General features: G+C 71.6%; 27 protein-coding genes. 19 read left to right on the plus strand and 8 right to left on the minus strand.

Annotated features, from left to right (window positions below):
- The first annotated feature begins 55 nt into the window (after positions 1 to 55).
- From SNOUR_RS38110 to SNOUR_RS38125, 4 genes are all read left to right on the plus strand, one after another.
- Positions 56 to 478, plus strand: coding sequence for a WD40 repeat domain-containing protein (locus SNOUR_RS38110; RefSeq protein WP_067356358.1), 423 nt, complete (start codon positions 56 to 58; stop codon positions 476 to 478).
- 157 nt (positions 479 to 635) lie between these two features.
- Positions 636 to 1,328, plus strand: a complete 693-nt coding sequence (locus SNOUR_RS38115) for a haloacid dehalogenase type II (protein WP_067356361.1) — start codon at positions 636 to 638, stop codon at positions 1,326 to 1,328.
- 49 nt (positions 1,329 to 1,377) lie between these two features.
- Positions 1,378 to 1,986 carry a hypothetical protein gene (locus tag SNOUR_RS38120; protein ID WP_067356364.1) on the plus strand — a complete coding sequence of 203 codons (609 nt, stop codon included), beginning with the start codon at positions 1,378 to 1,380 and terminating at the stop codon, positions 1,984 to 1,986.
- Between the two features lie 139 nt (positions 1,987 to 2,125).
- A complete protein-coding gene (locus SNOUR_RS38125; protein WP_067356367.1) occupies positions 2,126 to 2,773 on the plus strand; it encodes a DUF4328 domain-containing protein in 648 nt (215 codons plus the stop codon).
- A 219-nt stretch (positions 2,774 to 2,992) separates the two neighbouring features.
- Here the strand turns inward: SNOUR_RS38125 and SNOUR_RS38130 are convergent, their stop codons facing one another.
- Complete coding sequence (locus SNOUR_RS38130; protein WP_079143151.1) at positions 2,993 to 3,394, minus strand: MerR family transcriptional regulator; 402 nt, start codon at positions 3,392 to 3,394, stop codon at positions 2,993 to 2,995.
- A 25-nt stretch (positions 3,395 to 3,419) separates the two neighbouring features.
- Between SNOUR_RS38130 and SNOUR_RS38135 the strand changes: the two genes are divergently transcribed.
- The 5 genes from SNOUR_RS38135 (at position 3,420) to SNOUR_RS38155 (ending at position 6,894) form a co-directional block, all read left to right on the plus strand.
- Complete coding sequence (locus SNOUR_RS38135) at positions 3,420 to 4,388, plus strand: MBL fold metallo-hydrolase (protein WP_099055753.1); 969 nt, start codon at positions 3,420 to 3,422, stop codon at positions 4,386 to 4,388.
- Positions 4,389 to 4,580: 192 nt separating this feature from the next.
- Entirely contained in the window at positions 4,581 to 5,375 is a 795-nt protein-coding gene (locus SNOUR_RS38140; protein WP_067356372.1) for a HipA family kinase, read from the plus strand.
- A gap of 220 nt (positions 5,376 to 5,595) precedes the next feature.
- Positions 5,596 to 5,826, plus strand: a complete 231-nt coding sequence (locus SNOUR_RS38145; RefSeq protein ID WP_067356375.1) for a hypothetical protein — start codon at positions 5,596 to 5,598, stop codon at positions 5,824 to 5,826.
- A gap of 84 nt (positions 5,827 to 5,910) precedes the next feature.
- Entirely contained in the window at positions 5,911 to 6,450 is a 540-nt protein-coding gene (locus SNOUR_RS38150) for a DUF488 domain-containing protein (RefSeq protein ID WP_079143152.1), read from the plus strand.
- A 165-nt stretch (positions 6,451 to 6,615) separates the two neighbouring features.
- Positions 6,616 to 6,894, plus strand: a complete 279-nt coding sequence (locus SNOUR_RS38155) for a chaplin (RefSeq protein ID WP_067356377.1) — start codon at positions 6,616 to 6,618, stop codon at positions 6,892 to 6,894.
- 123 nt (positions 6,895 to 7,017) lie between these two features.
- On the opposite strand, the gene SNOUR_RS38160 is transcribed toward SNOUR_RS38155, so the two are convergent.
- Positions 7,018 to 7,488 carry a MarR family winged helix-turn-helix transcriptional regulator gene (locus SNOUR_RS38160; protein WP_067356379.1) on the minus strand — a complete coding sequence of 157 codons (471 nt, stop codon included), beginning with the start codon at positions 7,486 to 7,488 and terminating at the stop codon, positions 7,018 to 7,020.
- A gap of 130 nt (positions 7,489 to 7,618) precedes the next feature.
- On the opposite strand from SNOUR_RS38160, the gene SNOUR_RS38165 reads away from it, so the two are divergent.
- From SNOUR_RS38165 to SNOUR_RS38185, 5 genes are all read left to right on the plus strand, one after another.
- Positions 7,619 to 8,401, plus strand: a complete 783-nt coding sequence (locus SNOUR_RS38165; RefSeq protein WP_067356382.1) for a CoA transferase subunit A — start codon at positions 7,619 to 7,621, stop codon at positions 8,399 to 8,401.
- Positions 8,401 to 9,081, plus strand: a complete 681-nt coding sequence (locus tag SNOUR_RS38170; RefSeq protein WP_067356384.1) for a CoA transferase subunit B — start codon at positions 8,401 to 8,403, stop codon at positions 9,079 to 9,081. The genes SNOUR_RS38165 and SNOUR_RS38170 overlap by 1 nt, the downstream gene beginning before the upstream one ends.
- A 106-nt stretch (positions 9,082 to 9,187) precedes the next feature.
- Positions 9,188 to 9,973, plus strand: a complete 786-nt coding sequence (gene pcaH, locus SNOUR_RS38175) for a protocatechuate 3,4-dioxygenase subunit beta (protein WP_067356386.1) — start codon at positions 9,188 to 9,190, stop codon at positions 9,971 to 9,973.
- Between the two features lie 48 nt (positions 9,974 to 10,021).
- Entirely contained in the window at positions 10,022 to 11,446 is a 1,425-nt protein-coding gene (gene pcaB, locus SNOUR_RS38180; protein WP_079143153.1) for a 3-carboxy-cis,cis-muconate cycloisomerase, read from the plus strand.
- Positions 11,447 to 11,507: 61 nt separating this feature from the next.
- Entirely contained in the window at positions 11,508 to 11,975 is a 468-nt protein-coding gene (locus SNOUR_RS38185; RefSeq protein WP_067356389.1) for a LysE family translocator, read from the plus strand.
- Between the two features lie 30 nt (positions 11,976 to 12,005).
- Here SNOUR_RS38185 and SNOUR_RS38190 read toward each other — a convergent pair whose 3' ends face one another.
- The 4 genes from SNOUR_RS38190 to SNOUR_RS38205 are packed head-to-tail and all read right to left on the minus strand — an operon-like array spanning position 12,006 to position 15,823.
- A complete protein-coding gene (locus tag SNOUR_RS38190) occupies positions 12,006 to 12,461 on the minus strand; it encodes a MaoC family dehydratase (RefSeq protein WP_067356393.1) in 456 nt (151 codons plus the stop codon).
- A 31-nt stretch (positions 12,462 to 12,492) separates the two neighbouring features.
- Complete coding sequence (locus SNOUR_RS38195) at positions 12,493 to 13,998, minus strand: acyl-CoA synthetase (protein ID WP_067356396.1); 1,506 nt, start codon at positions 13,996 to 13,998, stop codon at positions 12,493 to 12,495.
- Positions 13,999 to 14,009: 11 nt separating this feature from the next.
- Positions 14,010 to 14,897 (minus strand): amidohydrolase family protein, encoded by an 888-nt coding sequence (locus SNOUR_RS38200; protein ID WP_067356399.1) that lies wholly within the window; start codon positions 14,895 to 14,897, stop codon positions 14,010 to 14,012.
- Entirely contained in the window at positions 14,894 to 15,823 is a 930-nt protein-coding gene (locus tag SNOUR_RS38205; RefSeq protein WP_067356402.1) for an SDR family NAD(P)-dependent oxidoreductase, read from the minus strand. The genes SNOUR_RS38200 and SNOUR_RS38205 overlap by 4 nt, the downstream gene beginning before the upstream one ends.
- Before the next feature lie 261 nt (positions 15,824 to 16,084).
- On the opposite strand from SNOUR_RS38205, the gene SNOUR_RS38210 reads away from it, so the two are divergent.
- Both SNOUR_RS38210 and SNOUR_RS38215 read left to right on the plus strand, forming a co-directional pair.
- The gene (locus SNOUR_RS38210; RefSeq protein ID WP_067356404.1) at positions 16,085 to 16,525 is read left to right on the plus strand and encodes a MarR family winged helix-turn-helix transcriptional regulator; all 441 of its coding nucleotides are present in this window, start codon (positions 16,085 to 16,087) and stop codon (positions 16,523 to 16,525) included.
- Between the two features lie 80 nt (positions 16,526 to 16,605).
- Positions 16,606 to 18,018, plus strand: a complete 1,413-nt coding sequence (locus SNOUR_RS38215) for an alpha/beta hydrolase (protein WP_067356407.1) — start codon at positions 16,606 to 16,608, stop codon at positions 18,016 to 18,018.
- Positions 18,019 to 18,025: 7 nt separating this feature from the next.
- Here the strand turns inward: SNOUR_RS38215 and SNOUR_RS38220 are convergent, their stop codons facing one another.
- Together SNOUR_RS38220 and SNOUR_RS38225 are read right to left on the minus strand one after the other, a co-directional pair.
- Positions 18,026 to 18,376, minus strand: a complete 351-nt coding sequence (locus SNOUR_RS38220; protein ID WP_143179587.1) for a hypothetical protein — start codon at positions 18,374 to 18,376, stop codon at positions 18,026 to 18,028.
- Positions 18,363 to 18,626: a hypothetical protein gene (locus SNOUR_RS38225; protein ID WP_067356410.1), complete on the minus strand. Its 264-nt coding sequence runs from the start codon at positions 18,624 to 18,626 to the stop codon at positions 18,363 to 18,365. Before SNOUR_RS38225 ends, SNOUR_RS38220 begins: the two co-directional genes overlap by 14 nt.
- Before the next feature lie 163 nt (positions 18,627 to 18,789).
- Here SNOUR_RS38225 and SNOUR_RS38230 point away from each other — a divergent pair, with 163 nt between their 5' ends.
- From SNOUR_RS38230 to SNOUR_RS38240, 3 genes are all read left to right on the plus strand, one after another.
- The gene (locus SNOUR_RS38230; protein ID WP_067356413.1) at positions 18,790 to 19,221 is read left to right on the plus strand and encodes a hypothetical protein; all 432 of its coding nucleotides are present in this window, start codon (positions 18,790 to 18,792) and stop codon (positions 19,219 to 19,221) included.
- Positions 19,215 to 19,862 carry a TetR/AcrR family transcriptional regulator gene (locus SNOUR_RS38235; protein WP_067356416.1) on the plus strand — a complete coding sequence of 216 codons (648 nt, stop codon included), beginning with the start codon at positions 19,215 to 19,217 and terminating at the stop codon, positions 19,860 to 19,862. Before SNOUR_RS38230 ends, SNOUR_RS38235 begins: the two co-directional genes overlap by 7 nt.
- Positions 19,863 to 20,098: 236 nt before the next feature.
- Positions 20,099 to 21,958: a LodA/GoxA family CTQ-dependent oxidase gene (locus tag SNOUR_RS38240; protein WP_067356418.1), complete on the plus strand. Its 1,860-nt coding sequence runs from the start codon at positions 20,099 to 20,101 to the stop codon at positions 21,956 to 21,958.
- The last annotated feature ends 12 nt before the right edge of the window (positions 21,959 to 21,970 follow it).

The raw sequence follows: 21,970 nt of genomic DNA on the forward strand, positions 1-21,970 counted from the left end.
TGGGAGGCCCGATGGCATGCGGTCGCGGCCGAGATCTCGATCGCGACGCCTGACGGTGAGACCGGCGAAACCGGTCCGCGGGAGGCGCCGTACGCCGGACTGTCGACGTTCCAACCGGAGGACGCCGACACGGCTACGGGCTTCCGGCTCCTGGCTCTACGCACTGGCCTTCTCCGCGGACGGCCGGCGACTGGCAGCCGACGCCGCGGACGGCAAGGTCCTGCTGTGGGAGGCGCACGGCGCCTCGGCTCCCGTCGCCCTCATCGGTCACTCGGATCCGGTACCGGCCGTGGCATTCGGCCCGCACGGCAACACCCTGGCCAGCGGCGGCAACGACTTCACGATCCGGCTGCGGGACACCGGCCCGGACAGGGTCGCCGCCCGCATCCGCGACAGCGCGTACCCACGGATCACGGGCACCGCATGGGCGCGGTACTTCGCGGCGGTCGACTTCACCCCACCCTGCCCCACCACTTGACCTCCGTGATCACGGGACGACACGGCGCCGTCGGTCCGACGGAGGCCGGGCCGCCGCCTACCAAGCGAGCAGCGCGTCACCGCCTTGACGGGTGACGGTGCCGGTGGCAAGATCGTCACCCGCTGAGCCGGTGACACCAGTGCGGACGGGAGAGCGCATGACCGAGATCCACGACGTCGAGGTGGTCGTCTTCGACGTCCTCGGAACACTGGTCGACGAACCCAGCGGGCTGCGAGCGGCCATTCGCGAGGCGGTCCCCGCATCCGACGACGGGTCCGTCGACGAACTGCTCACCCTGTGGCAGCAGCATGTGGAGCTCGAACAGCAACGCATCGCGCAAGGACACCGCGCATACGCCAACACCGAGACCATCGACGGAGAGGCAGCGCAACGGGTGGCCGACCACGTCGGCCTCACCGACGCGGCGGCCGTCGCCCGGTTGGCGACAGCAGGTCAGCGCCTGCGCCCCTGGAGCGACTCCGTTGCCGGAGTCGAGCGGATTGCGCGGCGGTTCCCCGTGCTCGGCCTCTCCAACGCCGGCCGCACCGCCCTGCTGCGCCTCAACGCGCATGCCGGGCTGCGCTGGCACCAGGCGTTGTCCAGCGAAGCCGTCCTGGCCTACAAGCCGGCGCCGGAGGTCTACCGGCTCGCCGTCGACACCGCGGGATGCCCACCGGAAAACGTGCTCATGGTGGCCGCCCACGCCTGGGACCTCCGCGGAGCTCAGGCACTGGGCATGCGAACCGCCTACGTCCGGCGACCGGTCGGCGATCCGCCGACGCACTCCGACGCCTTCGACGGGCAGTTCGACGGACTGGACGAACTGGTCACCGCACTGACGGCGGGGTAGCCAGGCAGGTCCGCATCACCGCGCCCGCATGACGACGAGGTCGGATCCTATGCTGGTGGTCGTGCAGGTGCTGGGGATGAGCAGCGAGGACGAGATGATCGCCTCCTTCTTGAGCGGCGAGCTGACCAGCCGTCGGTTCGGCCCGAACCTCCAGTCCCACCTGGCCGCAGGCGGGCAGGCCGAACAGTTGCTGACGCATCCGGATCTGTCCGACGCCGGGGCGAACCTCGCACGTCGCGCCCTGCTCGCCGCGACGCGCGGGTACGGCGAGAACCGCGACCTGTTCGAGAACTTCCCCGGCCGCGTCACATGGATCAGGGCGCTCCTGTCCGCCGACGCGGCGTCCGGCGTCCGCTACCTCGACTATTCCTACTGGGTCGAACTGTCCGGTGGCAGCCGCCGACCGACCGACGCGGCCGCACGCATCAAGGCAGGGCGACGGGCGTTCGACGTCCCCAACGAACCGTACGTCGACGCAGCCCACGCGCTCGTCCGAGGCGAGCGGTTTCCCCCGCTCATCTTCGTCGGCGAGAGGCAGGACGCCCTGGTCTGCCTGGAGGGCAACCTGCGCCTGACCGCCCACGCCCTCGCCGGCTTCCCGACCGAGATCGAGTGCCTGATCGGGACCGCACCGGCCATGGGCCGCTGGGCGCGGTAGCCCGGTCGCACCAAGGCAAGCCCGGCGAAACCCCTGAACCCGTCCGCAACATGGGCTTCTGCGGAGAGAACGCCGTCACCGCCTGGGGCGGCCCGAGGGGACTGTGCCAGTCGGGCTCGTCGTAGGTCAGGATTGCCAGGTGAACGATGAGATGACTCAGTCGGCCCTGCGTCCGGTACGGGGCGCCGCCCACAGCGCCGTCGCCGCCTTCGTCCTCGCCGGCGGTGCCTGGGCGGCCCGGGCCGTGTGGCAGGTCCGGCTCGCCGCGGCGGGGTTGCCGCCGTCCGGGCTGCCGGACCAGGGCGACGGCCGGCACCGCCCGCTGACCGGGCTGGAGAACGGCTACCACATGGTCAGTGCCGTGGGAGACGCGACCACGCTGCTGTGCGCGATCGCCTTTCTCATATGGCTGTTGCGCGTGCGGGACAACGCGCACGCCCTTTCCGGGAAGGCGCCGCGCTACGCCTGGCCGTGGGTCTACGCGGGCTGGATCGTGCCCGTCATGAACCTGTGGGTGCCCCGCGGGATCGTCGTGGACGTCCACCACGGGAGCGCCCCGGGAGAGCGGGTGCCGCGCGCCGTGAATTGGTGGTGGGGTCTGTGGCTGGCCGGGCTGCTGAGCGGGGCCGGGCTGATGTACACCGTCCCCACGGATGATGTCATCGCGCGTGCCTATACGGACGTGCGGTTCCTGCTGGCGGCCGATGTGGTCATCGTGGGCGCGGCCGTGGCCGGCATCCTCGTCGTCCGTGCACTCACCGCGGTGCAGCAGAGGCGGATGGGCTGAGTTCCCCCCGCAAGGTCCTTGAGAGAAGCCCCAGGCTCCTGAGGGAAGTCCGGTCGGCGGCTTCCGTCGCGTCTGAACAATGTCTCGGCCATGCCGGGGGAGTCTGTGGTGTGGGGACGGAGGCTCGGCCTGGCCCCTGCGTCGAACGCTCCGTATGTGGGGGGCACCCAGGCGGGATGCCGTAGGCGGTGCGAACGGCGACGACCGCGCGCTGTTCGGTCAGCCGGGCATCGGCTCACCCTTCTTGGTGAAGTCTGAGCATTCCGGGCATTCGGCGATGATGGGGTGGCTGCAGGCGGCAAGGTGCTCGAGGAACTGATCGGTGGCCTGTAGCAGGGCGATTCGCTCGCGCGTCTCCGCGCGGCGAGCGGCGATGAGGGCCAGGCGTTCCTCATGGGCGCTGGAGCCGAGTTGCCGTATCTGATCGAGGGACAGTCCGGCGCGTTGCAGGATCTGGATCAGCCGGGCGTGGTTCAGGGCGTGCTCGTCATAGCTGCGATGGCCCGACCGGCTGCGTGGCGGCGCGAGCAGTCCGACCGACTCCCAATACCGGAGCACATGCGCCTCGATACCGAGGGCGGCTGCGGCGTCACCGATCTTCATCGCCTGGGCTGTGGCCATGATGCGTCCTTGACTTCACGTCGACATGAGGTTTTACCGTTCCATCATGTCTGATCCAGTACGCACCCCCAGCCTGTTCGCATGCTGCGCCACGGCAGTCGGGTCGGTGCGCGGCATGTTGCGCCCACGGCGCTCCGACGAGCGGTTCCTGCGTTCCCTCGACAACGCGGGACTGCCCACCGCTCAGCGCACCGTCACGGTGACCTCGTTGGCGCAGGTACCACGGCAGGTACCGACAGCGGCTGTCGCGGAGGGACGCTTCTCGCCGCTCCGTATCGCCAACTCGCTGACCTCGTTCGTGATCCAGCACCCCGAGGCGACCTTCATCGTCGATCCGGGCTTCTGCACCGATGCCGATCGGCGCGCCATCGCGCAACTGCCGAGAGCCCTGCGGATGGCCGTGCGCCCGCCGGCCGACACCATCCCGACGATCACCGCGCTGCGGAGCGAGTCTCATCTGCCCGCCCCGCAATTCGCGCTGCCGACACACGCGCACTGGGATCACGTATGCGGGTTGCTCGACCTGCCGGGTCTGCCGGTGTACCTGCACGGCGTCGAGCACAGTTGGATCTCACAAGGCACGGTCGCTCCTGTCGGCGGCGTGCGCGATTCCCTGAAGGGTCGCCCCGTCGTCGAGTACGACCTCGACGGCCCGCCGATCCTCACCTTCACCCACAGCCACGACCTGTTCGACGACGGCAGCGTTGTCCTGGTCGACCTCGCCGGCCACACCCCGGGCAGTATCGGCGTGCTCGCCCACACCCCGCACGGCTGGATCCTGTTGGCGGGCGATGCCGCCTGGCATTCGCTGCAGATCGGCGAGATTCGCCAAAAGGCCAGCTACCCCGGCAATTTCGCTGACTTCGACCGCGATCTCACCTTCAAGACCCTGCACCGCCTGCACCTGGCGCGCCACTTCGCCACCGTCGTCCCCACCCACGACCACGACGCGGCGCTCCAGCTCGCGTCGCATGCGGAGCCGGTCGAGCCGTAGGGGGAGCGGTAGCCGTGCGGGACGGAGACCACCCGTCGTGGTCCGTCATCGATCCGATTCCCGGCTCACCCATCCCCACGGTCGCGACCGACCCTCCCGTGGAAGCTCGCAAAAATACACCGCGTTGTATATTTGCAATGCATTTCACTTTTGTGTGGCAGGTGCCGGCGAGCGGGGCAGAGGCAGGAACGTATGGAGAAACCCTTGGGCGGGCTGCGCACGGTGACGGCCGTGCGGTATGTGACCCCGCTGCGGAGCGGCGGCTCCGTCCCCGGCGTCGTCGAGGCCGACGACTTGGGGATGTACGTGGTCAAGTTCACCGGCTCGGCGCAGGGGCGCAAGGCGCTCGTCGCCGAGATCATCGTGGGCGAACTGGCGCGTCACCTCGGGCTGCGGGTACCGGAGTTGGTGCTGGTGAACTTCGATCCATCGGTTGCCGCCGAGGAACCGCACCAGGAGGTGCAGGACCTGCTGCACGCCAGTGCTGGACTCAACCTGGGCATGGACTATCTGCCGGGAGCCGCCGACTTCACGCCGGACGGGCCCGGTGTCGACCCGGTGGAGGCCGCCAGGATCCTCTGGCTGGACGCGTTCACCGCGAATGTGGACCGTACCGTGCACAGCTCGAATCTCATGACATGGCCGACTTCCGGCCATCAGGAGCCCCGTCTGTGGCTCATCGACCACGGCGCGTCGCTGGTGTTCCATCACCGGTGGGAGAGTGCGGCGGATGCGGTAGGCAAGGCGTATGACTTCCGGTCGCACGCACTCGGCTCGCCCGGCCTCGACATGGCGGCGGCGGACGCCGAGCTGGCGCACCGGGTGACACCGCGGCTGCTGCGCCGGGTCGTCGCCGCCGTACCGGACGCATGGCTGACCGACGAGCCCGGGTTCGGCACCCCGGACGACGTCCGCGACGCCTACGTGACCCACCTCGCCGCCCGTGCCCGGGTGTCCGCCCGGTGGCTGCCCAGGGGCATGTCGTAGGTGAAGGCGAGGGCGAGGGTGGAAGCGGAGGGGGTGGGGCGGGGGAAACGGTCGGCGCGGCAGATGCGGCCGGCACGGCAGCGTGTCTTCGGGCGACGGAGAAAAATGAATCGCACTGCAAAAATGCACTCCATTACACTTTTCTGCGGCGTGGTCACGGCGTGACGAAGGGTCCGACGGGCGGCGCGAAGAGGCGGACCGGAAGACAGGGAGAGGCGATATGAGCGGTGTGGACGGGCGCGAGGCGGCGGTGCGGCGCGTGAACGAGGCTCTGCAGACGTACACGCTGTCTGGTGAGGGCTGGCGGCGCAGTCCTGGCGAGACTTTGAGCTGTGTCCTTGTCGATCTGCTGCACTGGTGCGACGACACCCAGCGTGACTTCGACGCCGCCCTGCGACGGGCCCGCGCCCAGCACGCCGCGGCGGGCGGCGAAGCCACCGGCGACGCCTGACCGCCGGGCCGGGCGCGGGTCCGCCGCGGCGCGAACGGCGCATGAGAACCTCGGCGTGCCGCCTGATGACAAGGAGTTCGCCCGGTGAGCGGTGAGGAACGACCGGAACGTCATGGCCAGGCCGTTGGTGAGGTCGCCCGCAGGGTCTGGACGGAATCGATGTACGCCGCCGCGCGGCCGTGGCCCGGTATCCGGGTGCTGGTCGACCGAAGCCTGCCCCTGGCGCGCCTGTCCGGGATCACCCGCCCGGATGTCTGGCTGGCGGCCGTCGCGCCGTCGGCCGCGCTGTGGCGGTGGTACGGCGTACAGGAGGCCAGGTACCCGGCGTTCGCCCGCCGCTACGAGCACGAGCTGCGGGAGTCGGTGCGTGCCGCGGGGCTTCGGCGCCTGCACGGGTTGGCGTGCGGTGGGCCGCTGATCCTGCAGACCGCCGTCACGCCGATACACCTCAGCCACGCCAGGGTGCTGGCGCGGCACTTACGGGTCGGCGCGTCGGGTTCTCTGCGGGAGGAGGGCGGCGAGGCCGCGTGCCGGCTGGGCGAGGTGTGCCCCGACTGCGGTCGTCACGCCGAGATCTCCGGCGCCACCACCTGCGCCTACTGCCACGCCTCGATGGTGGGTTGACGGGTAGCGACGGACGATCCGGCCGTCGCGCATGACACGGCGGGTGTGGCCGAAACGACGCGAAAGAGGGAATTGTTGGCTCTTGCCCTAATGATGGCGTTCTGCATGCCGAAGGGAAGGTCAGTGAGCGGCAGTGGGTCGCTTGGTTTGATCGAAAGGTTCGGAATGTCACGGATCACTCGGATTACCGCCATGGCTGCGCTCGCGGCCGGAACCGCACTGGGCGGGAGTTCGGCTGCGTTCGCCGACGCCCACGCAGGCGGCGCCGCCGTCCGTTCGCCCGGCGTCATTTCGGGCAACCTCATCCAGATCCCGGTGCACGTTCCCATCAACTTGTGCGGCAACACCGCGAACTTCGCGGCGGTGTTGAACCCGGCCTTCGGCAACATCTGCGTCAACGCCGAGAAGCACCACCATCACCACAAGGGCGGCAAGAAGCGCTGAGGCGATCTCGTTTGGCCATGTGAGTCGCGGTGTCCAGACGATGGGCCCGCCTCGTTCCCTCCGGTCACTCCGGTCAGGGACGGGGCGGGCCCCGTCGTTCGTGGTCCGGGCCGTTCCGCTGGCTCACGGTGCCGGCTCGTCCGGTGGTCGGGCGGCGGGGTCGCGCAGTTGCTCGGCCGCTTCGGAGACCCGTTGCAGCAATTCCAGGAACGTGGACCGCTCTTGGGGGCTCAAGGGCGCCAGGAAGATCTGGTTCATCCGGGCGGTGCGACCGGAGAGCCTGCGGTGCAGCGCGGCGCCCTCGCCGGTGAGGCGGAGCACGGCGCGCCGGCCGTCCCTGGCGTCGCGCACCTTGTCGAGCAGCCCTCGGGCGGCCAGGCGGCGGACCACCTCGGCGATGGTGGAGCGGTCCAGGCCGACCCGCTCGCCCACCGTCCGCTGGTTGAGGCCGTCCTCGCCGACCAGTGTGTTCAGCACGGCGAACTGCGGGGACGTGACGTCCTCCGACACGACCGTGGTCCACAGCAGCGTGTGCGCCTGCTGCAGCCGCCGGGCCAGATGGCCGGGGTGGGTGCTCAGGTCGAGCGCGGGCACGATGGGTTCCTGTTCCTCTCGCCAATGCTCAGAGCACTGAGGGTCTTGCTCGCGGCAACTCATCATGTCACGCTGCTGAACTGCCAGAGATAGTCAGTGTACTGATTATATGGAGCGGGAGGGGTGGCGGATGGACAAAGTGGTGGCCTCGGCCGCCGAGGCGGTGGCTGATGTGCGCGACGGGGCATCGTTGGCCGTCGGCGGCTTCGGGCTCAGCGGTGTGCCCGAGGTGCTCCTCGGCGCCGTGCACGAGACGGGGGTCGGTGGCCTGGGCGTCGTCTCGAACAACTGCGGTGCGATGGAGCGGGGGTTGGCGGTGCTGCTCGCCGCGGGCCGGATCGCCCGCGTCACCGGCTCGTACATCGGCGCCAACCAGGAATTCGCCCGCCGCTACCTGGCCGGCGAGTTGGAGGTCGAACTGATCCCGCAGGGCACGCTCGCCGAGCGGCTGCGCGCCGGCGGCGCCGGCATCCCCGCCTTCTACACCCCGGCCGGCGTCGGCACCCAGGTCGCCGACGGTGGGCTGCCCTGGCGGTACGACGGTGCGGGCGGGGTCGCGGTGGCCTCGCCGCCCAAGGAGGTGCGGGAGTTCGACGGGCGCCGCTACGTGCTGGAACGGGGGATCCGCACCGACTTCGCGCTCGTCCGCGCCGCCAAGGGGGACCGGCACGGCAACCTGGTCTTCGCCAAGTCCGCCCGGAACTTCAACCCCCTCGCGGCGATGGCCGGACGGATCACCCTCGCCGAGGTGGAGCAGTTGGTCGATCCCGGCGAGATCGATCCGGACCAGGTCCATCTGCCGGGCATCTTCGTCCAGCGGGTGGTGTCGCTCACCCCGGAACAGGCCGCCGACAAGCAGATCGAACGGCGCACCGTCGCCGCACCGGAAACCCCGGGGAGGGGGAGGCGCTGATGCCGTGGACCCGTGAGGAGATGGCCGCGCGGGCGGCTCGGGAGCTGACGGACGGTCAGTACGTCAACCTCGGCATCGGACTGCCCACCCTCATCCCCAACTACCTTCCCGACAGGGTGGAGGTGGTCCTGGAGTCGGAGAACGGGGTCCTGGGGACCGGACCGTACCCCACCGAGGAGCAACTCGACCCCGACCTCATCAATGCCGGCAAGGAGACGGTCACGGTCCTGCCCGGCGCCGCCTACTTCGACTCCGCGCTCTCCTTCGGCATGATCCGCGGCGGCCACATCGACGTCGCGGTGCTCGGCGCCATGCAGGTGTCCCGGCACGGAGACCTCGCCAACTGGGCCGTCCCCGGCAAGATGATCACCGGTATCGGCGGTGCCATGGATCTCGTGCACGGCGCCCGCACCGTCCTCGTCGCGATGACCCACACGGCCAAGGACGGTGCGGCGAAACTCGTCGCGGAGTGCTCGCTCCCGCTGACCGGACGGGCCTGCGTCGACCGGATCATCACCGATCTCGGTGTCTTCGACATCGGCCGGGACGGCTTCGTCCTCGTCGAACGGGCGCCCGGTGTCACGGTCGAGGAGATCGTAGCGAAGACGGCCGCGCCGCTCCGGATTCCGCGTCCGGCGGCGGACGGGAGCGCACCGGCCCCGCCGCCGCCCGGGGCGTGACCGTCGCCCGACGACGCCCGACCGGAGCGTCGAGCCGGCGGAATCCGGCCGCCGGACAGCACAGCACCATGCCAACGAGCCACGGAAGCAAGGGAGTTCAGTACCCATGGCAGCACCCGCGGCAGCCACGCAAGGCGAGATCGACCGCGAGATCGTGCGGGAGCGGGCGGCGTACGAGAAGGCCGTCGCCGAGGGCGCCCCGCGCACGCCGCATCCGGCCCGGAACTACCCGCCGTACCGGTCCAGCGCGCTGCGCCACCCCCGTCAGCCGCTGGTCGAGGTGGCGGTGCGACAGGATCCCGAGGCCGTCGAACTGGCCTCGCCCGCCTTCGGACGGACCGACGTCACCGAGTTCGACTGCGACCTGACCCGCCAGCACCAGGGCGCACCGCTCGGCGAACGGATCACCGTCAGCGGCCGGCTGCTGGACCGGTCCGGTCGCCCCGTACGCGGCCAGCTGATCGAGATCTGGCAGGCCAACGCCGCCGGGCGCTATGCCCACCAGCGCGACCAGCACCCGGCGCCGCTCGACCCGAACTTCACCGGCGTCGGCCGGGCGCTCACCGGCGACGACGGCGGCTACGCCTTCACCACCATCAAGCCGGGCGCGTACCCCTGGCGGAACCACACCGGAGCCTGGCGGCCCGCCCACATCCACTTCTCGCTCTTCGGGACCGCGTTCGCCCAGCGGCTCATCACGCAGATGTACTTCCCCGGCGACCCCCTCTTCCGCCACGACCCGATCCTGCAGTCCGTCACCGACGACGCCGCACGGCAACGGCTCGTCGCCCGCTACGCACACGACCTGTCGGCGCCGGAGTGGTCCCTCGGCTACCACTGGGACATCGTCCTCGACGGCCCCACCGCCACCTGGATCGAGGAGGGCCGCTGACGTGACGACCCCCTGTGCGCCGCTCGTGCCGGTCCTCCTGGAGCGCGCATGAGCGACGACCGTGGCGAGCGTGATGACCGGGCCGGCCGGCAGGACGCGGACGGCGGGGGCGGTCGCGCCGAGCGTCGCGGCGCCGAAGACGTCGGCCTGCTCGACCCGGTGCGGGTGGGCTCGACGGCAGAGGCGGCCACCGGCGACACGGCGTTCCTCCAGGCGATGCTGGACGCCGAGGCGGCTCTCACCCGGGCCCAGGCGACCCTCGGCCTGGCGCCCGACGCGGTGGCCCGCGCGGTCACCGAGGCCGCCCGCGCCGACCGGTTCGACGCCCGCGAGCTCGCGCTGCGCGGGCGCGCCGGCGGCAACCCGGTCATCCCCCTGGTCGCCGCACTGACCGCGGCGGTGCCCGCCGCCCATGCGCCGTACGTGCACCGCGGTGCCACCAGCCAGGACATCCTCGACACCGCGTCGATGCTGGTCGCCGACCGCACGATGCGGCCGATCACGGCCGATCTGGAACGCACCGCCGGGACGCTGGCCCGCCTCGCCGCCCGGCACCGCGCCACCCCCATGCCCGGCCGCACCCTCACCCAGCACGCCGTCCCGACCACCTTCGGGCTCAAGGCCGCGGGCTGGCGCGGCCTGGTGCTGGACGCCCGGGACCGCCTCACCGCGGTACGGAGCTCCCTGCCGGCCCAACTGGGCGGCGCCGCAGGCACCTTGGCGGCCTTCCACGCCTACGCCGAGGTGGAGGACGCGGCACCGCCGGACGTGACGGTGCGCCTGCTCGGTGCCTACGCCCGCGAAGTCGCCCTGGCCGAGCCCGTGTTGCCCTGGCACGCCCTGCGCACCCCGGTCGCCGATCTGGCCGGCGCCCTCGCCTTCGCCGTCGGGGCACTCGGCAAGCTCGCCGCCGATGTGCTGGTCCTCTCCCGCACCGAGATCGGCGAGGTCAGCGAGGGCGCCGGCGGCGGCTCGTCGGCGATGCCGCACAAGGCGAACCCGGTCCGGGCCACGCTCCTGGCCGCCGCGGCGCGCCGGGCGCCCGCGCTGGCGGCGGTGCTCCACGGCGGTGTCGCCGCGGAGGACGAGCGGCCCGCCGGCGCCTGGCACGCCGAGTGGGAGACCCTGCGGGATCTGCTGCGCCTGGCCGGGGGAGCGGCCCGGGACGCCGCGGAACTCGTCGCGGGCCTGCGCGTGCACCCCGACCGGATGCGCGTGAACCTGGACCTGACCGGCGGGCTGGTGGTGTCGGAGCGGCTGACCGCCGTCCTCGCCGCCCGGTTGGGCCGGGCCCGCGCCCGCCGCCTGCTGACGGAAGCCGCGGACACCGTCCGTCGTGGCGGCGGAACCCTGGCCGGGGCCCTCTCGGCCGAACCGGCCCTGGCGGGACTGGACCTGGCGTCCCTCACCGACCCCGGCCACTACACCGGCGCGGCGGCGGCCCTCACCGACCGCGCGCTCACCCGGGCGTGAACTGCCCCGTGCACCAGGGCACTGACGGGCGCAACGTGCCCGTACTTACATGGGTGGTGCCATGGTGTCTGCCGACCGGCTACCGGCCTTCGCGGCCGTGTCGTTCCTGCTGATCGTGGTCCCGGGGCCCAGCGTGCTGTTCGTGATCGGGCGGGCGCTGGCGCAGGGGCGGCGCGCCGCGTTGACCACGGTGGTGGGCAACACCCTGGGCGCCCATGTGCTCATCGTGGCCGTGGCCGTGGCCGTGGCCCTGGGGACCGGGGCCGTCGTGGAGCGCTCCGTCGTGGTCTTCAAGCTGCCGCAGTTCGTCGACCGCGGCCAGGGGCACGTCGCCGGGCAGATGCTGCTGCTCGGACTGGTCTTCAACGTCATCGCGATGGCCTCCGACAGCGTGTGGGGGCTGGTCGCGGCCACCGCGCGGACGTGGTTCGCCCGGTCGCCCCGGCGGCTCTCGCCGGTCGGCGGGGCCGGCGGGCTCACGATGATCGGCCTGGGCGTGACGGTGGCCGTCACGGGCCGCAAGGACTGAGCGGCCCCGCCCGCCCCACCGCGGTGGGCGTCAGGCGTAGAAGCGGGACAGGCTCTGCAGGACGCAGGCCGGCTTCGACCCACCCTCGATCTCGACGGTGCCGTCGACGGTGACCTGGACGCCGTCGGGCACGTCGTCGACGGCGGTCAGTCGCGCGGCGAGCCGCAGCCGGGAGCCCACCGGGACGGGCGCGGGGAACCGTACCTTGTTCAGCCCGTAGTTGACCTTGGTGGTGACGCCGTGGACGTCGAGGAGCCCGGTGAACAGCTGGATGAAGAGGGCGAGCGTCAGATGGCCGTGCGCGATCGGCGTCCCGAACGGGCCGTCCGCGGCCCGCTCGGGGTCCACGTGGATCCACTGGTGGTCGTCGGTGGCGTCGGCGAAGCCGTTGATCCGGTCCTGGGTGACGGTGATCCAGTCGCTGCTGCCCAGAGCGCTGCCGGCGAGCCGCTTGAGGGCGTCGAGTCCGTTGACGGTGACGGTCATGGAGGTCTCCTGAAGGCGGGCGGTGGGGTGGTCAGGCGTTGCCGTGCTCGGCGCGGAGCCGGTGTTTGAGGAGCTTTCCGGCGCTGGTGCGGGGCAGCTCGGCCACCAGCACGAGGGACTTCGGGATCTTGTACGTGGCGAGGTGTCCGCGGAGCGAGGCGAGCAGATCGTCCGGGCGGGGCGTGGTGCCGGGGCGCGGGACGACGAGGGCCCGGGGCGCTTCGCCCCATGTCGCGTCGGGCACGCCGATGACGGCGCACTCGGCGACGTCGGGGTGGGCGAGCAGGGCGTCCTCCACCTCGGCGGGGTACACGTTCTCACCGCCCGAGATGATCACGTCCTTGATGCGGTCGACGATGGTGAGGTAGCCGTCGGCATCGATCCGGGCGGCGTCGCCGCTGCGGAACCAGCCGTCGGTGAAGGCGGCGGCGGTCTCCTCCGGCCGTCCCCAGTAGCCCGGCATGACGTGCGGGCCGCGGACCACCACCTCGCCGGTCTCCCCGACGTCCACCGGGCTGAGGTCGGGCCGGACGACGCGTACGTCGGTGAAGAAGTGCGGCACTCCGGCGGATCCGGCCTTGGTCACCGCGTGTTCGGCGTCTAGGAAGAGGGTGCCGGGGGCCGCCTCTGTCATGCCGTAGCCCTGCAGGAAGGTCAGGCCGCGCGCCTGGTAGGCGGCGATGAGGGGGGTGGGGACGGGCGAGCCGCCGCAGTTGAGGAGGCGGAGGCTGGACAGGTCGGCCGTCGCCCAGCGCGGGTGCCGGGCGATCCGGTCGAACATGGTCGGCACCCCGAACATGGCGGTGACCTGGTGCCGTTCGACCAGGTCGAGGGTGCCGCCCGGGTCGAAGGACTCGACCAGTACGCAGCGGCCGCCCTTGAGGAGGACCGGCAGGGCGAGCATGTTCAGCGCCGCGGTGTGGAACAGCGGTGCGGCCACCAGGGCGGTCTCGTCGGCCAGCAGATCGAGGTCGACCAGGACGTTGACGGCGTTCCAGGTGAGGTTGCCGTGGGTGAGCATCGCGCCCTTGGGACGGCCGGTCGTCCCGGAGGTGTACATGATGAGGGCGAGGTCGTCGTGGGTGACGGGTTCGTCGATCAGGGTGGTGGGCGCGGCGGCGAGCAGGTCCTCGTACGCGGGGCCGGCGGCCGGCAGGACCGTCCGCAGGCCGGTCGCGGCGCGGACCGCGTCCGCGAGCGCGGCGCAGCCGGGGGAGTGGAGCAGGGCGGCGGCGCCGGAATCCCGTATCTGGTGGGCGAGTTCGGGGGCGGTCAGGCGGGTGTTGAGCGGGACGAAGGCCGTGCCGAGCAGGCCGGCGGCGAAGAGGGCTTCCAGGAAGGAGGGGTGGTTGGGGCCGAGGTAGGCGACGCGGTCGCCGCGGCGGAGACCGGCGGCCCGCAGGGCGTGGGCGAGACGGGTGGTGCGCTGGTGGAGCTCGCCGTGGGTGACGGTGGAGGAGCCGTGGAGCAGGGCGGTGCGGTGCGGGGTCTTGCGGGCCCGGCGGGCGGGCCAGGACCCCAGTCCGTCGTTGCGCATCACGTTCCCCTTCAGGAGCCGGAGCCGGTGAGCCCCAGCAGCCGGGCGGCATTGGTCTTGAGGATCTTCGGGCGGACCGCGTCCTTGATCGGGAGGTCGGCGAAGTCGGTGAGCCAACGGTCCGGCGTCAGGACCGGGAAGTCGGAGCCGAAGAGCACCTTGTCCTTGAGCAACGAGTTGGCATACCGGACCAGTTGGGGCGGGAAGTACTTCGGCGACCAGCCGGACAGGTCGATGTGGACGCCCGGTTTGTGGGTGGCCACGGCCAGCGCCTCGTCCTGCCACGGGAACGACGGATGGGCCAGGATGACCTTCAGATGCGGGAAGTCGACGGCGACGTCGTCGACGTGCAGCGGGTTGGAGTACTTCAGCCGGATGCCGCCGCCGCCCGGGACGCCGGCCCCGATGCCGGTCTGGCCGGTGTGGAACAGCGCGATGGTGCCGGTCTCCTCGATCACCTCGTACAGGCCGTAGGCGAGCCGGTCGTTGGGGAAGAACCCCTGGATGCTGGGGTGGAACTTGAAGCCCCGCACGCCGTACTCCTCGACCAGGCGGCGGGCCTGCCGCACTCCGGCGCGGCCCCGGAAGGGGTCGACGGACGCGAACGGGATCAGCACGTCGGGATGGGCGGCGGCGGCCTCGGCGATCTCCTCGTTGGGCACCGGGGCGGTGCCGGTGGCGTGTTCGGCGTCCACCGTGAAGATCACCGCGGCCATTCTGCGCTCCCGGTAGTAGGCCGCCGTCTCCCGGAGCGTCGGTTTCCGGGCGCCCCGGACCTTGAAGTACGCGCTGGAGGCGTCGTGCAGCTCGGCCGGCAGCGATGCCTGCCCGCGGGCGGAGACCTCGCAGTGGGTGTGCACGTCGATCGCGGTGAGCGAGGCCGGGTCGATGCCGGTCATCGGGCCTCCGGGAGTTCGGGGGCGGGGATGCCGACGGTCTGCGGGGTGCGGCCGACCGAGGTGGGCCAGGCGGTGGCGATCGTCTCCGGGGTCCAACCGCCGTCGGCGTACGCGGTCGCGATCTCCTGCGGGTGCGACCACAGGGCGAGCTTGTCCCCGCCGATGCCGAGGCACTGTCCGGTGATCCCGCGGGCCGCGTCGGAGGCGAGGAAGGGCACGAGGGCGGCGCAGTCCTCGGGGGTGCCGAACCCCTCGCCCTTGCGCAGCGCGTCCGGCAGTGGCTCGCCCCGCCGCATCGCCTCGACGTACGGGGCGAACGCGGGGATGGTCTCGGTCATGGCGGTGGCGGCGACCGGCACGACGGCGTTGACGGTGATGCCCGATCCGGCCAGTTCCATCGACCAGGTGCGGGCCATGGCCGCGATTCCGGCCTTGGCCGCCGCGTAGTTGGTCTGCCCGATGTTGCCGCGCTGGCCCGCGGGCGAGCCGACCAGCACCAGGCTGCCGCCCTCGCCCTGTGCGCGCATCCGGACGGCGGCGGCCCGGGCACAGGTGAAAGTGCCCCGCAGATGCGTGGTGACGACGGCGTCGAAGTCGTCGTCGGTCATCTTCCACAGCATCCGGTCGCGCAGGATGCCGGCGTTGGTGACCAGTACGTCCAGCCGGCCGAAGGTGTCCACGGCGCGGGCGACCAGTCGGTCGGCGGCCTCGGCGGTCCCGACCGCCACGGTCTCGGCGACCGCCTTCCCGCCCGCCTCGGCGAGGGTGGCAACCGCCCGTCGGGCGACGGCGGCGTCGAGGTCGTTGACGACGACGGCGGCGCCCGCAGCGGCGAGCGCGGTGGCGTAGGCGAGGCCGAGCCCGCGGCCGGAGCCGGTGACCACGGCGACCTTGCCGGTGAGATCGACGGATGAGGGGTGCGACACGGTAAGTCCCTTCTCTGAGCGGGGAGTTGCGCAATCCGGCGGCGGCATCGGAGAGCCGGGCTCGATCCGCGCCGAACCGCCATGTGGAAGCTAAGACCAATAATTGTTGACGTCAATGGTTGTCGGCGACATCAGTTTTCGCCATGCTGGAGCACACACACCGCGCACCGGTCCCCGGGGGCCTCGAACAGGGAGCACGCCATCACCAGCCAGCGACCGCACGCCCGCAAGCCGGAACCCGTCGACGCCGACCAACCCTGGATGCGGGGCCTGCACTCCGACACCGGCTATCTCCTCTACCGGCTCGGCCTGCGCTCCGGGCAGCTGTTCAACGCCGCGCTCCAGGAGTCCGGGGTACGGCTGCGCCATTACGCACTGCTGCGCTACCTCGCCACCGTCGAGGGCGCCCCGCAACGCGAGTTGAGCACCCGCCTCGGCTACGACCCCAGCGCCATCGTCGGCCTCGTCGACGACCTGGCGGCCCTCGGATTCGTCGAGCGTGGCCCCGCCCCCGGCGACCGGCGCAGTCGCATCGTGGTCCTCACCGACGACGGCCGGACATTCCTGCGCGACACCGACCTGATGAGCCGTCGAGTCACCGACGAACTGCTCCAACCGCTGTCCGAGGACCAACGGCGCACCCTGCACGCGCTCCTGCAGCGCACCTCGGACCCCGACCCGAATGGGCCTGATCCGGCCTGATCCGGCGATCTGACGCACGCGGGCCGCACCGCCGCGGCCACCGTCCCTCCCGCAGTTCCGACCGAGGAGGAAGTCCGCCCGTGAAGCACCGCACCCCCACCCCGCGCGGGGCCACCGTCCTGGCCGCCGCCCTGCTCGCCGTCGGCACCCTCGGTGCCACCGCGCCGGCGCACGCCGCCGGGCAGCCCGTCCACCTCGAAGGCACGCTGCCCTCCGGCGCCGGCTACGTGCTCGACGTACCGGCCCGCTGGCGCGGCACCCTGCTGCTCTTCAGCCACGGATACCGTCCGTCGGGCACCGCCAATCCGGCCCAGGACGCACCCGACGACACCACCAGGAAGCTGCTCCTCGCCGAGGGCTACGCGCTCGCCGGTTCCTCCTACGCCACCACCGGCTGGGCCGTCGAACAGGCCGTGCCCGACCAGCTCGTCACCCTCGACACCTTCGCCACGAAGGTCGGCAGGGCCCGCCGCACCCTCGCCTGGGGCCAGTCCTACGGCGGCCTGGTGACCACCGCCCTCGCCGAACGCCACCCCGACCGCATCGACGGGTCACTGTCCACCTGCGGCCTCGTCCAAGGCGGCGTCGCCAACTGGAACTCCACCCTCGACCCGGCCTTCGCCCTGAAGACGCTGCTCGCCCCCGGTGCGGACATCCCGCTGACCGGCCTGCGCGACCCGGCCCGTGCCCGCTCCGCGGCACGGGCCCTGACCCGCGTCGTCACCCGGGCCCAGGGCAGCGCCGCCGGTCGCGCCCGGACCGCCCTGGCCGCCGCCCTGCACAACATCCCCGGCTGGAACGACCCGGCCCAGCCGCGTCCCCGTCCTACCGACTACCCGGCCCAACAGGCCAACCAGTACCAGGCGCTGACCGGCCTGCTGGCCATGCCCGCGTTCGTCTGGCGGCAGGAGGCCGAACGCCGAGCCGGCGGCAACATGTCGTGGAACACCGGCGTGAACTACACCGCCATGCTCCGCCACTCCGCCGACCGTCAGGAGGTCAAGGCCCTCTACCAGGCCGCCGGACTGTCCCTCGCCCACGATCTCGCCACACTGGAGCAGGCCCCCAGGCTCGGCGCCGACCCCGAGGCCGTCGCCTACATGGCCGAGAACATCGCCTTCACCGGCAGGCTCCGCACACCCCAACTCGACATCCACACCACCGGTGACGCCCTGATCCCCGTCCAGTCCGAGAGCGCCTACCGGCGCGCGGCGGCCACCGCCGGCACCACCGGCCTCCTGCGCCACGCCTACGTGGACAACGCCGGCCACTGCACCTTCACCCCCGCCGAGCGGGTCGCCGCGCTGCACACCGTCGACCGGCGGATCACCACCGGCCACTGGGGCGACACCGGCGCCGCCGCCCTCAACGCCGAGGCCCGCCGGATCGACCCCGGCGCCCAGGCTCGCTACCGCCCCTTCGCCCCGGGTCCCTACCCCCGTCCCTATGACCTCGCCCACTCCACGAACGCCCCGCGCCCGGGGCACAACTGACGTCTCCTCACTCCACGTGCCCGCAGGCGGAGCAGACGAACTGGCTCTCCTGCGTCGGATTCCCGTCCTCGTCCGTCTCCACCGTCCGGTACATGGTGCCGCCGCACTTGCCGCAGCCTCGGGTCTGAATGAGCTGGCCCATGGTCAGATCCTCCATCGGGGAGCGTGTGCGGCACCCGCCGCGCAGCGCCATCGCGTAGTCGAGCAGGACGAACGCCTCTTGCCGGCCCCGCTCACGAATGGTGATGTCGTCCGCGGTCTCACCCGTCGCCGCGACGCGACCACATCGATAACAGCAGTGCCGGTTACTCTGCGGCCCCGGCTCCAGCATCGGCAAGCCGCAGTCAGGACAGTCCACTGTCGGCCTCCTTGACGAATCCGCACCGCGCGCAGACGGAGATCGGGCGCCCGTCCCGATCGCGCTGGCCCCACATGGTGTTCCGGCACTGCGGGCAGCCGCTGGTGTGGATGCCGCGTGGTCCGAGCGGCGGCGGCTCGGGCGTGGACTCCACATAGGCGATGATCAGCGCCCGGTCCCGCTCGCTGTTCCCTGCCATACGTAGCAGGTTCGCCAGCCGCGACCGCGCTTCGTCGGCGAAGATCCCCATGGCGCGGAGGGTATCGGGCGCGCGCCCCCGAAACGACGACCTCCCCCGGAGTGCACTCGAACAGTTGAGATGACCAAGCCGCCCCAGATGTAAGTCAGTTGCTTGACTTATGACCGGGCCCGGCGTTGACTGCTCCCCGGCCCCAGGGCGAAGGGAGACGGCGGTGAGCCACGGCAACGGCGGCCCTGTACGGGCCTATCCGCTTTCCGTACCGGGTGCGTTGGAGGCGCCCGCGGAGTGGGCGGAGCTGCGCGCCGCCTGCCCGGTGGCTCCGGTCACCCTGCCCAGCGGTGACCGGGCCGCGCCGCTCACCCGCTATGCCGACGTCAAGCAGGTGCTGTCCGACCCCCGCTGCACCCGCCGGTGGGACGCGGAGGGCGCGGCCCGCATCTCCGCCGATGAGTCCGGCGGGGTCTTCAACGGCTCGATGGCCGAGTCGCTCAACGGCGCCGGCCGGCAACGGTGGCGGATGGTCGTGCTCGACGTGCTGCTGCGCCGCCTGCCCGGCCTCGAACTGGCCGTGGCCCCGGACGCGTTGCGCCGTGTCGAGGGGCTGGTCGTCGGTGGTCTGTGCGAGGTGCCGGTCCGATGGTGAAGGGGTCCGCCAAGGCCGCCCGTTCCGCGGAGACCCGGGAGGTCATCCTCACCGCGGCGGAGCGCCTGTTCGCCGAGCACGGCGTGTTCGTCGTCTCCAACCGGCAGATCAGTGAGGCCGCCGGGCAGGGCAACAACGCCGCGGTCGGCTATCACTTCGGCACCAAGACCGACCTGATCCGGGCCATCGTCCGCCGGCACGCCGAGCCGATCGACGCACTGCGGGTGCGCATGCTGGCCAGGGCCGGTGCCTCGCGCGAGGTGCGGGACTGGGTGGCCTGCCTGGTCCGGCCGGGCGCCCAGCACCTGAGCTGCCTGGGCGCCCCGACCTGGTACGCGCGGTTCGCCGCCCAGCTGATGACCGACCCCGTCCTGCGCGAGCTGATGATCGACGAGGCGTTCGGCCCGTCCATCGTGCACAGCCTCGACGGCCTCAACCGGTGCCTGCCCGATCTGCCGCCTGCCGTCCGACTCGAACGCGGCGACATGGCACGACAGTTGATGGTGCACACGCTCGCCGAGCGGGAACGTGCGCTCGCCGACGGCACTCCCACCGTCCACGCCGACTGGGACGCCTACGTGGACGGGCTCATCGACGCGATCACCGGCCTCTGGCGCGCCCCCGCGACGACCGCGGCCTGACCGCGCCCGCATCCGGCCCGGCGCGCCGCAACCGTGCGCCTCGCACCCGCCATCCGACTGGCGGAGCGATGCCACCCGTCCGGCCGTACCAGGCGGCCGGCCCGGCTCGCCGGGGCGGTGCATCGGGGTGAACGCGCCCCCCATTAGGACGCAGTGGGATCGCCGGGCAAGTCGGAGATAACGACTATTACGTAACTGGGGGCATCCTAGACATCTCTCCATCATGAGGTCCCGTAATGGATCAGCAGATCATCCAAGCCGAGATCCACCCGGCCATCGGCAGAGCCCGGGTCGGCAACAGCGATCAGCCGGCCTTCATGGGACCGGAGTCGCCGGATCAGCCGCCGCTGGCGCTCGGCTCGTACAAGGACAGCTCAGGCAAGATCATCAAGCAGGCCGCCCGTTTCCGGATCTACGGCTACAACAAGGCGGGCGAGGTCGTCCGCGAACCGAAGCTCGGCCAGGACGACGTCACCGGGATCCGGTGGTCGGTGCGCCTCGCCAACAAGAAGGCCGCCTGGTACCAGTTCCACTTCCCGCTCGACATCCCGGAGGCCACCGACCCGGACAAGCTGAAGCCGGACATGCGACGGCGGCGGAACGCCAAGGTCACGGGTGCGGACCGCAAGAAGCTCGTCATCGACTCCGGCCGGCAGACCATCGAGGTCCCCCAGAAGCAGCCCTGCACCCTCGCAGGCGAGATCACGGGCAAACAGGTCACGCTCGGCCAGGCGTACGCCGCGTCCGACGGCCGACTGCTCGTGGCCGGCGGCGACGGCACGTCGGCCTCCTGGGACGAGGCACACAACCCGATCTCCGGGGTGGCCAACAACGACACCTGGTACGACAACGTCTCCGACGGTCCGATCACCGCCGAGGTGACCATCGGCGGCGTCACCAGGACCGCCGGTCCGGCCTGGGGCGTCGTCGGCCCGCCCCACTACGCCCCCGGTGTGAAGACCATCCGCACCCTCTACGACCTGCTCTACGACGTGTTCGTCACCGAGCGGACCCTGGAGGCGAAGGACCCACCCTCCTACCCGGAGGACATCGAACCGCTGCTGGCCCGCTTCTGCGAACTGCAGTGGGTCAACCACGGCTTCGCCACCCAGTTCGGCTGGAACGGCCCGCACCACTTCCTCGACCCGGCGATGCGCAAGCGCCTCAACGACCCCGGCGAGACCAGCCGGTTCCTGCGCCGGCAGATCTACCACCGGATGCGCGACTACGACCGGGACGGGGTCTCGCCCGTACCCTGGCCGTGGATCCACGGCGACGGCATGAGCAGCGGCAAGGCCACCTCCGTCCGCCAGCACCTCACCCTCTCGCCCACTCAGGACCGGATCCTGGCCCAGTGGGCCGACGGCACCTTCGTCCCCGGCCCGCCGCGCACCGGTCACCCCGACGTGGACCAGGCCCCCGTCGCCCAGCAGCCCGGCCTGCTGGACCGCGCCGCACTCGACAACTGCGCCGCCGAAGCCTTCCACCCCGGCAGCGAGGTCACCCGGCTGATCCGCCACAGGACCATGTTCTCGGAGCCGTTCCGCATCCTGCACCGCGACGAGGGCACCCCGGAGCCCGACTACGGCGACGAGTTCACGGCCGCCGAGATGCCGGGCAAGAACGACCCGCTGCACGCGCAGGGCCCCGGCGACCTCACCCGCTGGATGGCCGCACCGTGGCAGTGCGACACCGCCAGCTGCCGCTTCGGCTATCAGGTGCGGTCCAACCTCGGCCCCCGCTACAGCCCCTACCTGCCCACCTTCTGGCCCGCCCAGAAGTTCGGCATCGTCGAGCCGCACGAATACACCGTCGGCGACGGCAAGTTCCCCCGGTACATCCAGGTCGAGTCCGAGCCCGGCTACCCGCCGGCCCCCGACCACGCCAACCTCATCAACATCCACGTGCCCGAGGTCGGCGTCCCCCAGCGGGCCGCGGCGGCCGGAACCTGGCGCGGCGCCCTCTCCGCCGAGGCCGTCGAGTCCGCCCTGGTCCGACAGGCGATCGAGGAGGTCAAGCAGCTGACCGGCTACGACGAGTCGGCGATCGCCACCGGCTACCTGGAGAAGCTCGACCCGTTCCACGAGAACCAGTGAGTCGAGAACCAG

Source organism: Streptomyces noursei ATCC 11455, from assembly GCF_001704275.1.
GTDB lineage: Bacteria > Actinomycetota > Actinomycetes > Streptomycetales > Streptomycetaceae > Streptomyces > Streptomyces noursei.